The following is a 12,219-nucleotide window of genomic DNA, read 5'->3' on the forward strand; positions in this document are numbered from 1 at the left end:
GTTAGTTAGCTTTAATAGCAGCTTTCACTGTTACTAATGCTTTACGAGAACCAGGAACATTACCTTTAATAAGTAGTAAGTTGCGTTCAACGTCAACTTTTACAATTTGTAAATTTTGGATTGTAACAACTCCACCACCCATTTGACCAGGTAATTTCTTTTGTTTGAATACGCGGTTCGGAGCAACTGGACCCATTGAACCAGGACGACGGTGGTAACGAGAACCGTGGGCCATAGGACCACGAGATTGTCCGTGGCGTTTAATAACACCTTGGAAACCTTTACCTTTAGTAACACCTGTTACATCTACTACATCGCCTTCTGCGAAAATTTCAACCTTGACTTCTTGACCAACCTCGTACTCAGCTAAGTTTACATCGCGGATTTCGCGGATGAAGCGCTTAGGAGCAGTGCTTGCTTTAGCTACGTGTCCTTTTTCAGGTTTATTAGAAAGCTTATCGCGCTTATCCTCAAAACCAATTTGGATTGCTTCGTAACCATCTGTATCAACTGATTTCTTTTGAAGAACTACGTTTGGAGTAGCTTCAACTACAGTTACAGGGATTAAATCACCGTTCTCAGCAAAAACTTGCGTCATACCGATTTTTCTACCTAAGATTCCTTTGGTCATTTGTCACACCTCCTGTGATTATTGTTTTTCTATTTTCATTTTTACCATTAAAGTTTGATTTCAATATCAACGCCAGATGGTAAATCAAGTTTCATTAACGCGTCAACAGTTTGTGGTGTTGGGTTAACGATATCGATCAGACGTTTATGAGTACGCATCTCGAATTGCTCACGAGAATCTTTGTACTTATGCACGGCACGCAGAATTGTGTACACCGATTTTTCAGTTGGAAGTGGAATCGGACCTGATACACTTGCACCTGAACGTTTAGCAGTTTCCACAATTTTCTCAGCAGATTGATCAAGAATTCTGTGATCATATGCTTTCAAACGGATACGGATCTTTTGTTTTGCCATTACTTTCCCTCCTTTTCGCCTATTTCCTAGACATTCTCCACGGAAATTTCTCCGTCACACGCGCCATGGCAATGCGGCCGGGTGTGTCGGCAACCTCCCGCTTCATCGCAGTCGAAGACCAACATTAGATATTATACACATAAAAAAAAGAATAAGCAAGTCTTTTCGCTAAACTCTTTTCAGTGTCACATTTATTCTATGTTACCTTCACATTTTGCTCTTCAGCAGATTCCAAGTATATAAAATAAACTTCTAAATTGCAAATAATTTGGTATAAAAAAAGATGCAATTCAACAAGAATTGCATCTTTACTATTATAAGAAGAATACGCAAGCAATCCAACCAAAGATTATTAGTGGAATATTCACGAAGATAAATGTCGGTACACATGTATCCCAAATATGATTGTGCTGTCCATCAACATTCAACCCAGCCGTTGGTCCAAGAGTCGAATCAGATGCAGGTGACCCAGCATCTCCTAAGGCACCCGCTGTTCCAATCAGACACATAATAGCTAATGGACTTAATCCTAGTTCTACAGATAATGGTACAAATAATGTTGCGACGATAGGAATCGTCGCAAATGACGAACCAATTCCCATTGTTACGATTAATCCGATGATTAGCATAACAAATACCGCTAGACTAGTATTACCCTCTAAAACATTTAGAGAACTGGTAATTAAGGTATCTATATCCCCTGTTGCATTAATAACAGATGCAAATCCGTTTGCTGCTATCATAACAAAACCGATAAATGACATCATACGCATACCATCTGTTAAGACCTCATCCGCTTCTCTCCATTTTAATGCTCCAGTCACATACATGGCTGTAATACCTGCAAACGCACCTACAATCATAGAATCTGTCGCAATCTGTGTATATAGAGAAACAACTAATGCCAGGATAGTTGAGAAAATCACTCTTTTACTGACCTTTAATTCAATAGAATCAGTATTAACATCGGTTTCTTCATAACGTCGTGGTTTTCTATAAAAGAATAGAGCGATAACTAAACCAACAATCATACCAAATACCGGGATAGCCATTGCTGTAGGGACGTCACTTACTGATACATTCATTCCAGCTTTTGTTACTTGAGTTGCTATAATCTCTTGGAAAATAGAACCGAATCCTGCTGGTACAAAACTATATGTACCGACTAAGCCTACTGCAATGATCGTAGCAATGATTCGGCGATCTACTTCAAGCATATTTAGTATTTTTAAAATTGGTGGAATTAATAACGGTATAAAAGCTATATGAATTGGGATTAAGTTTTGAGAAAAAACTGCCATCGCAAAGATTAAAAGAAAAATCAAAGCCTTCACTAGTCCATTTCTATTACTTTCACCATTCTTATTTAGAAGTTTTAAAATAGATGCAATCATTAATTCAGGAATTCCCGTTTTTGAAATGGCAATTGCAAATCCACCTAATAAGCCGTAACTTAAAGCAATCGTTGCTCCTGCTCCTAGACCTTCTGTAAAAGTCTCTACGGTTTTAGTAATTCCCATACCACTTGTTAGGCCCCCAGCAAATGCACCTAACACAAGAGAGAGTACTACGTTTATACGTAATAAGCTTAATATCAACATAACAGCTATCGCTATAATTACTGCATTCATACTTTTCACTCCACTTTCACACTCTAGTTCTCTAGTTCGATAAAGTAATTATAGATAGATTAGTTATCAGTGTCAATAAAAAAAGCTCACGCAAGTAAATAACCTACGTGAGATCCCTCTATAATTATAAACTTTCATTCACTACTTTACGGTAGTACGTAACAGATAACAAAGCAAATACCGAATAGAGTAACGCATAGATGCTCATTGTTATGATTAATGGTGTTGTTAACTCTGTACCAAATAGCATCCAACCTGATTTAACTGCAAAATAACTATGTAGTAAGCCGATTAACAGAGGTACACCAAAGTTAAAAGCTTGCTTCATATATATTCCTTTCATAATCTCTGACTTTGTAAAGCCGATTTTACGAAGAACTGTATACGATTCTCTTTCATCTTCTGCATCAGACATTTGCTTAAAGTATAAAACGCTACCTGTAGCTAGTAAGAATGCAAGACCAAGGAATGCCGTAATGAAAATGACATTACCCCATAATTCTAACGCATTATTTTTATTCCCTTCCTGAGTTGATGCAAAAAACTGCTTTTCTTTACCTTTTATATCTTTCGTAGTAAACGCCCCTTCATTGGTTGTCTTGCTATAGATTTCATGAACCTTCTTTAAATCTTCCCCTTTAAAAGAGTAACCTTCCTGCTCATACCAGATGGAATTCTTTTTAATTTTCTTGTCTGTTGCCAGCTTATCAAAATACTGGTCTGTGACAACGATAGCTGCACTGCCATATGAAAGTTGGCTTGTAATAATACCTCTTTTCTCAAGCCCTATCATTGTTAGTTTATTTTTACCTTCTCGAGTATGCACTGTCATTGATTTGCCAATTTCTAAGGGCATTAATTCTGCAAGCATCCCACTATATCCAACTAGATACGCTTCCCCCTCTTTTAAATTTGCTTCAGGGTAGATTTGCTTCATATCGCTTAACTTTGTCACGATAGAATCTAGTTTTATGTTTTTTTTAATCTCACTTGTTAATGGTTTCTCCATCAAGTTGGAAATATCAATATCTACATTTAATAAAGAAAACTCATATTTGTTATAGTTTATATTTTCTTTTTGAAGTTGTTCTTCAAACGCTTTATTTTGTTCATTTAATGTAATGACGTCAAAAGGGACAAATTGCTTTGCGTTTGCACCTACTGAATAGTACGCAATATAAGATAATGACATTATAGCTAAAGCAACAGCAGTCATTACTGTAATAAGTGTTAAAGACTTTGCATTACCTTTCATACGGTGCATGATAGGTGTTAATGCCAATACGTCAGTTAATGATAAATGTCCCTTCTTCCCTTTACGAATTATATTCATAATTAAAGATACTGAAAAACGGAAAACGAAGAACGTCCCTATAATAGTTGCAGCTAATATTGTAATCATCTTAATAACTAACTGATTAATAGTAACAGAATCAAAATCAAATAAATGCGTTGATTTATAATATCCAAAGATAATTAGTACTAAGCCTATAAGACCTAAAAGCATTTGAAACAGTCCAAAACGTTTTACTCTTGTATCTCCTTTTTTACTTGCAGAGAACAAATCAAGCAGTGTTGAGCGACGAATTACAAACATGGTTTGAATAGTTATTAATACTAGTAGCGCCAAAAAGACGATAAGTGTTTGAATCAGTGCCTGTGGAGAAAATGCAATTTCCACAAGAGCATCTTTAGTAATTAGCTTCAATAGAATCATCGCAAATACACGTGACGTAAAAAAACCAATACTTACACCAATGGCTGTTGCACCAATCCACAATAAGATGTTTTCAATGGATAATAAACGCACAACGATACTCTTAGACATACCTATCAATTGATATAAACCAATCTCTTTACTTCTACGCTTCATAAACAAATGATTCGCGTAAATTACAAAAAAAGTCACAATGAATACTAACATTACCGAAGCAGCTTTAAATCCCGCTGTTCCTGTAGTACTGTCTTTCGTCATCTCTAAAATGCTCGGGTTAAACTGCAAAGTCACGAACGAAAAGTACAATGTCACACTAAATATTAATGCAAAAAAGTATAAATAATAATGTGTAATATTCTTTTTCATACTTCGGAGTACGAGTTGACTAATTGTCATAACCGTCACCGCCTAAAACACCTTGCGTATTCATAATTTCTTGGAAGAACATTCTACGGTTCTTTTCACCTTTATATAGTTCTGTGTAAAGCTGACCGTCTTTCAAGAACAATACTCGGCTACAAAAGCTTGCTGCGACTGGATCATGAGTAACCATCATAATGGTCACACGTTGCTTTTCATTTATAGTAGCTAAGTTCTCAAGAAGAGCTGTAGCTGATTTTGAATCTAGCGCACCTGTTGGCTCGTCTCCAAAAACGATTGATGGATTTGAAATAAGCGCACGCGCTGCAGATGTCCTTTGTTTTTGTCCACCTGAAATTTCATTTGGATATTTATTAGCCAATTCACGAATATCTAATAACTTTGTTAGAGTGTTAAAACGACTTTCAGCTTCAGACTTTGATACTTTACTAATAGATAGTGGTAACAATATATTTTCTTTCACAGTTAATGTATCTAGTAAGTTATAGTCTTGGAAGATGAAACCTAATTGTTCACGACGAAACTTGGATAGTTCCTTTTCTTTCATCTTTCTTAAATCATTGCCTTCGATTTCAATAACGCCTTCAGTAGCATGATCAATGGAACAAAGAACATTTAACAAAGTCGTCTTTCCAGAACCCGATGGCCCCATGATACCAACAAATTCCCCCTCATTAACCTCTATATCAATACCCTTCAATACTTCTTGAGCAGTTAATTTACGTCCATATACTTTTTTAACTTTACGCGCTTTTAAAATAACCAATACAATTCCTCCCTCTCGCTTATATAACCATTCTATATAGTTTTTGAAAAAGAATCGTTTGATTAACATGACAAACAAAAAGAGTAGGTGACATTTTCGTCATCTACTCATGATTTTAACGAATTCATTTTTCAAAGGAAAACGCAAGGAAAAGACTGTTCCTACGTTCTCTTCAGACTGTACAAAAATTTGGATACCTAATTTTGATGCTGCGTTTTTGGCCAAATATAATCCCATACCAGTTGATGCAGTCTGATGTCGACCAATCGTACCAGTAAAAGACTTATTAAAAATACGTGGTAAATCAGCTTGGCTAATTCCAGTACCAGAGTCTTTAATATATAGATATACATGACCATCTGAATCCTTTGATGCGTATACCTGTATATCTGAATTATCATTACTATATTTCACTGCATTTGAAAGCAATTGACGGATAATAAAGGATGTCCACTTTTGATCAGTTAGTACTTCAGCGTCGAGATTTTCAATATCAAAGCCTATACCCTTCTCAATGCACCACGTTTGTAAATTCTTAATCTCTCTAAGTGTTGTTTGTCTAATCGATATTATCTCCATCCTATTGTCATTCTCTATTGAAGATAGTCGAATATGATGTAATTCTTGATCAAGTAACAAATGGATTCTCAACCATTCTATTTCAAGGCGATTCTTTAAAGTATTATCATCTAACGAGTCAATCATAAGCTTCATAGCAGTTAATGGCGTTTTCACTTCGTGTATCCACCCTATTGCTCTATCCTGATCTTCTGAAAAATCAACATGCACTCTATTTAATTGTTCTCGCCATTTTAACTCTACATTTTCGATTACTTCAAAATATACTTTTTCAAAACTAGATAGTTTTTCTGAAGAGACAGGTAGAGCACTCTCAATATCCAAGTCATTTCCCAGGAAATGTTTAAGTCTACGAATTGATTTGGTTTCTTTTATATATCGCCATGATAAAAAAAGCAGAAATAGAGCTGTATTAGTTAAATTTAGATAAACTGTTGATACACTAGTTAATCCAATATCTAAAAAAAGAATTAAATTCAACCACAGCTGAATGACTATAAAAAAAAGTATCCACGACCTTTTTTCGTTGAGAAATATTAACAGCATTACTAATCAGACCTCCTTCGCAATTGCCATATAGCCCAGTCCTTTTTTTGTAAGAATAACTTCTTCCAATCCAATTTCTTCAAGCTTCATGCGTAAACGATTTACATTAACTGATAATGTATTATCATTAACAAAACGTTCATCATCCCATAGCTTTCTCATTAATTCGTCACGAGATACAATCTGATTTATATGTTCAATTAAAATTCTTAAAATAAATAATTCATTTTTAGTTAACTCAACTGAACGGTCTTGTTGCACAATGGTACTTCTTGAATAATCAATGGTAGCTCCATTCCATAATGTACTATGTAGTTGTTCTTGCTTATAGTCATAAGTTCTCCGTACAATGGCTTGCACTTTAGCTAATAGTACATCCATATTAAATGGTTTTTGTATGAAATCATCTGCGCCCATTTGCATAGCCATAACTTGATCCATCGGATGATCACGTGAAGACAAGAAAATTATCGGCACTTTTGAAATATGACGAATCTCACGACACCAATGAAAACCATCAAAGGAAGGTAACTGAATATCAATTATTACTAGCTGTGGAGCTTCATCATGAAAGCATTCCATCACTTTATGGAAATCAGCAGGTTTTGTAACTTCCATTGACCATTGACTAAATCGTTCTCTAATAATTTCAAAAATAGCCTGATCGTCTTCAATAATAAAAACTTTCATCATTTTTCACCCTCTCATATTATATTGTACAAGAAATAGCGCAAATAAAAAAAGCTTTCTCCAGTAAAAGGGAAAACTTAAATAAATTTATAAATAAAAAAACCATCTCGTCGTCACGAGATGGTTTTAAAAAAAGTAATAGAAATTACTTAGTGATTGAAGCTACAACGCCAGCGCCTACAGTACGTCCACCCTCACGGATAGAGAACTTAGTACCTTCTTCAAGAGCGATAGGAGAGATCAAAGAAACAGTCATTTCAATGTTATCTCCAGGCATAACCATTTCTACGCCTTCAGGAAGATTACAAACACCAGTTACGTCAGTTGTACGGAAGTAGAACTGAGGACGGTAGTTTGAGAAGAATGGAGTATGACGTCCACCCTCTTCTTTAGAAAGAACATAAACTTCAGCTTTGAAGTCTGTGTGTGGAGTGATTGAACCTGGTTTAGCAAGTACTTGTCCACGTTGGATATCTTCACGAGCTACACCACGAAGAAGAGCACCAATGTTGTCTCCAGCTTCAGCGTAGTCTAATAATTTACGGAACATTTCAACACCTGTTACAGTTGTTTGTTTAGCTTCTTCAGCAATACCAACGATGTCTACAACGTCGCCGACTTTAACTTGACCACGTTCAACACGGCCAGTTGCAACTGTACCACGACCAGTGATAGAGAATACATCCTCTACTGGCATCATGAATGGTTTGTCAGTTTGACGTTCTGGAGTTGGGATATAAGAATCAACAGCGTCCATTAATTCAACGATTTTTTCTTCCCATTCTGCTTCGCCTTCAAGAGCTTTAAGAGCAGAACCTTTAATTACAGGAAGATCATCGCCTGGGAAATCATATTCAGATAATAGGTCACGAACTTCCATTTCTACTAATTCAAGTAGTTCTTCGTCGTCAACCATATCACATTTGTTCATGAATACTACTAGGTATGGAACACCTACTTGACGAGATAAAAGGATGTGTTCACGAGTTTGTGGCATTGGACCATCAGCAGCAGATACTACTAAGATACCGCCATCCATTTGAGCAGCGCCTGTGATCATGTTTTTAACATAGTCAGCGTGTCCTGGGCAGTCAACGTGTGCATAGTGACGAGTATCAGTTTCGTATTCTACGTGAGAAGTATTGATTGTGATACCACGCTCTTTTTCTTCTGGAGCGTTGTCGATATCAGCGTATGACTTAGCTTCTCCACCCATTTTTTTAGAAAGAACTGTAGCGATTGCAGCAGTTAAAGTTGTTTTACCATGGTCAACGTGTCCGATTGTACCAATGTTAGCATGCGTTTTAGAACGGTCAAATTTTTCTTTAGCCATTAGAAAATGCCTCCTCAATAATGTTTATAATTTTAGTTTTATAGTCATATATTTCAGAGAATAGGGCCCTATCCTCTTCCATATATAGCATACAAGTTATTTATACTTTAATTAGAGTGAAAATTCAACTTAGAAATTATTCACCTTGATTTTTTTTGATGATTTCTGCAGCAATTGATTTTGGTACTTCTTCATAATGATCGAATGTCATAGAGAATACACCGCGACCTTGTGTACCAGAACGTAAAGTTGTAGCATATCCGAACATTTCAGATAGCGGAACCATAGCACGTACTACTTGAGAGTTACCGCGAGCATCCATACCCTCAACGCGTCCGCGACGAGCAGTAATGTTACCCATGATATCACCAAGGTACTCTTCTGGAATTACAACTTCAACTTTCATCATTGGTTCTAAGATAACAGCGTTACATTGTTTCGATGCTTCTTTAAGAGCCATAGATGCAGCAATTTTGAACGCCATCTCATTCGAGTCAACGTCATGGTAAGAACCGAATACTAATTTCGCTTTAATGTCGATTAGTGGGTATCCAGCAACTACACCGCGGTCAAGAGAGTCACGAAGACCCGCTTCTACTGCAGGAATGTATTCACGAGGTACTACACCACCAACGATAGCGTTTTCGAATTCAAAGCCTTTACCTTCTTCATTTGGAGAGAACTCAATCGTAACGTCTCCGTATTGTCCACGACCACCAGATTGGCGAGTGAATTTACCTTGAACTTTTGCAGAGCCACGGAATGTTTCACGGTAAGATACCATTGGAGCACCTACGTTAGCTTCTACTTTGAATTCACGGCGCATACGGTCAACTAAGATATCAAGGTGAAGCTCACCCATACCAGAGATGATTGTTTGACCAGTTTCAGTGTCAGTGTGAGCACGGAAAGTTGGATCTTCTTCTTGTAGTTTTTGTAAAGCTTGACCCATTTTATCTTGGTCTGCTTTAGATTTTGGTTCTACAGAAAGTGAGATTACTGGCTCAGGGAATTCCATTGATTCAAGAATAACTAGGTTTTTCTCGTCACATAGAGTATCACCAGTAGTAGTATCTTTAAGACCTACTGCTGCTGCGATGTCCCCAGCAAACACTTTAGAGATTTCTTCACGAGAGTTAGCGTGCATTTGTAGGATACGACCTACGCGTTCACGTTTACCTTTAGAAGAGTTTTGTACGTATGAACCTGAATCTAATGTTCCAGAGTACACACGGAAGAAAGTTAATTTACCTACGAATGGGTCAGTCATAACTTTGAATGCAAGAGCTGAGAATGGCTCTTCATCAGAAGAATGACGTTCTAATTCCTCATCACCATCAATATCTGTACCTTTGATTGCTGGTACATCTAATGGAGATGGTAAGTAATCGATAACTGCATTTAACATAGGGCGTACGCCTTTATGTTTGAATGCTGTACCACAGATTACTGGGTAAAATTCTACTGCGATCGTAGCACGACGGATAGCCGCTTTAAGTTCAGCAATAGTAATTTCTTCGCCTTCTAAATATTTTTCCATGATTTCTTCATCAACACTTGCAACAGCATCGATTAATTTTTCACGGTATTCTTCAGCTAGTTCGCGGTGTTCTTCAGGAATTTCTCCTTCAGTTACTGCTGTACCTTTTTCGTCGCCGTAGAAAGTAGCTTTCATTTCAACTAAGTCGATGATTGCAGAGAACTCATCTTCAGCGCCGATTGGTAATTGAACAGGGTGAGCGTTTGCTTGTAAACGCTCATGAAGAGTTCCTACAGAATATAAGAAATCTGCTCCTGTTTTATCCATTTTGTTAATGAATACAATACGTGGAACACCGTATGTTGTAGCTTGACGCCATACTGTTTCAGTTTGAGGCTCAACACCAGATTGAGCATCAAGTACTGTTACAGCACCGTCAAGTACGCGTAATGAACGCTCTACTTCTACAGTGAAGTCTACGTGTCCAGGAGTATCGATGATATTTACACGGTGGCCTTCCCATTGGGCTGTTGTCGCAGCAGAAGTGATTGTAATACCACGTTCTTGCTCTTGCTCCATCCAGTCCATTTGAGAAGCACCTTCATGAGTTTCACCGATTTTGTGAATCTTACCAGTGTAATAAAGGATACGCTCAGTTGTTGTTGTTTTACCAGCATCAATGTGAGCCATGATCCCAATATTACGAGTATTCTCAAGTGAGAATTCGCGTTTCATAGGAAATTTCTCCTTCCATATTGGGGTTAAGCCGATTTTATATTACCAACGGTAGTGAGCAAATGCTTTGTTTGCTTCAGCCATTTTATGCATATCTTCACGTTTTTTAACTGACGCACCAGTGTTGTTAGAAGCATCTAGAATTTCATTAGCTAGACGTTCTTCCATAGTTTTTTCGCCACGAAGACGAGAGTAGTTTACTAGGTAACGAAGACCAAGAGTCGTACGACGTTCTGGACGTACTTCTACTGGTACTTGATAGTTAGTACCACCTACACGGCGAGCACGAACTTCAAGAACTGGCATTACGTTGTTTAATGCAGCTTCAAATACTTCGATTGGATTATTACCAGAACGTTCTTTAACTAATTCGAACGCACCGTATAAAATCTTTTGAGAAGTACCTCTTTTACCATCTACCATCATTTTATTGATTAAACGAGTTACTAGTTTTGAATTATAAATTGGATCTGGTAACACGTCACGTTTGGAAACAGGACCTTTACGAGGCATGTGTTTTCCTCCTTTCGATTAGAGCTTAATTTTTAATTATTTTTTTTCTTTTGGTTTTTTAGCACCATATAGAGAACGAGATTGCATACGGCCAGATACTGCAGCAGTATCAAGCGCACCACGAACGATGTGATAACGTACACCTGGTAAGTCTTTTACACGACCTCCACGGATAAGTACAACACTGTGTTCTTGTAAGTTGTGGCCTTCACCAGGAATATAAGCGTTAACCTCGATTTGGTTTGTTAAACGTACACGAGCGTATTTACGTAACGCTGAGTTAGGTTTTTTAGGTGTCATTGTACCAACACGTGTACATACACCGCGTTTTTGTGGTGAGTTAACATCAGTTAAAGCTTTTTGGAAGCTGTTATAACTTTTGTTTAACGCTGGTGAGTTTGATTTCTTGCTTTTGGATTGGCGAGGCTTACGTACTAATTGGTTAATTGTAGGCATCGGTTTTTCCTCCCTTCATATCTTCAGTTTAAATCCACACATCCAGGTGGTTCATTTTTAGGTAAAAAACAAAGTCTTTGTGTATCATACACAAAAACCATCATTCAGTAATTGCAACAACTGCAGCACCTACTTGAATTCCGCAGGCTCTACCAAGTTCTTTTTTCGAGTCTACAAATACAATGGGAACACCATTTTTTTGTGCAAATTGCACCGCATGCGTGGTAATTCGATCATCTGCATTTAGAGCAACGAAAATTTCAGTAACATGACCAGTACACATTGCTTTTACTGCTTGCTTAGTACCGATGATTGTTTTTTTAGCCTTTTTGACTTTTTCATAAGACATTTGCATATCCTCCGAAATGATAGACAATCAACTATCAACCTAAAATATATTATCAC

Annotated in this window: 12 protein-coding genes; all 12 read right to left on the reverse strand. The window is 37.1% G+C overall.

Going from position 1 to position 12,219, the window contains the following annotated elements:
- Position 1 precedes the first annotated feature (1 nt).
- Positions 2-631 carry a 50S ribosomal protein L3 gene (gene rplC, locus ACZLO7_RS00255; RefSeq protein WP_464939383.1) on the reverse strand — a complete coding sequence of 210 codons (630 nt, stop codon included), beginning with the start codon at positions 629-631 and terminating at the stop codon, positions 2-4.
- Between the two features lie 47 nt (positions 632-678).
- Entirely contained in the window at positions 679-987 is a 309-nt protein-coding gene (gene rpsJ / locus ACZLO7_RS00260; protein ID WP_004233624.1) for a 30S ribosomal protein S10, read from the reverse strand.
- A 314-nt stretch (positions 988-1,301) separates the two neighbouring features.
- Positions 1,302-2,618 (reverse strand): Na+/H+ antiporter family protein, encoded by a 1,317-nt coding sequence (locus ACZLO7_RS00265; RefSeq protein ID WP_464939384.1) that lies wholly within the window; start codon positions 2,616-2,618, stop codon positions 1,302-1,304.
- 124 nt (positions 2,619-2,742) lie between these two features.
- Positions 2,743-4,731, reverse strand: coding sequence for an FtsX-like permease family protein (locus ACZLO7_RS00270; protein WP_464939385.1), 1,989 nt, complete (start codon positions 4,729-4,731; stop codon positions 2,743-2,745).
- On the reverse strand, positions 4,721-5,482 hold the full coding sequence (locus ACZLO7_RS00275) for an ABC transporter ATP-binding protein (RefSeq protein WP_464939386.1): 762 nt from the start codon (positions 5,480-5,482) through the stop codon (positions 4,721-4,723). The genes ACZLO7_RS00270 and ACZLO7_RS00275 overlap by 11 nt, the downstream gene beginning before the upstream one ends.
- Positions 5,483-5,581: 99 nt before the next feature.
- Positions 5,582-6,607 (reverse strand): sensor histidine kinase, encoded by a 1,026-nt coding sequence (locus ACZLO7_RS00280; RefSeq protein ID WP_464939387.1) that lies wholly within the window; start codon positions 6,605-6,607, stop codon positions 5,582-5,584.
- A 6-nt stretch (positions 6,608-6,613) separates the two neighbouring features.
- Positions 6,614-7,297, reverse strand: a complete 684-nt coding sequence (locus tag ACZLO7_RS00285) for a response regulator transcription factor (RefSeq protein WP_464939440.1) — start codon at positions 7,295-7,297, stop codon at positions 6,614-6,616.
- Between the two features lie 145 nt (positions 7,298-7,442).
- A complete protein-coding gene (gene tuf / locus ACZLO7_RS00290; RefSeq protein WP_038179057.1) occupies positions 7,443-8,630 on the reverse strand; it encodes an elongation factor Tu in 1,188 nt (395 codons plus the stop codon).
- 136 nt (positions 8,631-8,766) lie between these two features.
- Complete coding sequence (gene fusA, locus ACZLO7_RS00295) at positions 8,767-10,845, reverse strand: elongation factor G (RefSeq protein WP_464939388.1); 2,079 nt, start codon at positions 10,843-10,845, stop codon at positions 8,767-8,769.
- A gap of 42 nt (positions 10,846-10,887) precedes the next feature.
- Positions 10,888-11,358, reverse strand: a complete 471-nt coding sequence (gene rpsG / locus ACZLO7_RS00300) for a 30S ribosomal protein S7 (RefSeq protein ID WP_038179053.1) — start codon at positions 11,356-11,358, stop codon at positions 10,888-10,890.
- Between the two features lie 36 nt (positions 11,359-11,394).
- Positions 11,395-11,814: a 30S ribosomal protein S12 gene (gene rpsL, locus ACZLO7_RS00305; protein WP_427752584.1), complete on the reverse strand. Its 420-nt coding sequence runs from the start codon at positions 11,812-11,814 to the stop codon at positions 11,395-11,397.
- Positions 11,815-11,914: 100 nt separating this feature from the next.
- A complete protein-coding gene (locus ACZLO7_RS00310) occupies positions 11,915-12,163 on the reverse strand; it encodes a ribosomal L7Ae/L30e/S12e/Gadd45 family protein (protein ID WP_464939389.1) in 249 nt (82 codons plus the stop codon).
- Between the last annotated feature and the right edge of the window lie 56 nt (positions 12,164-12,219).

The organism is Viridibacillus sp. d25.2, from assembly GCF_055456015.2.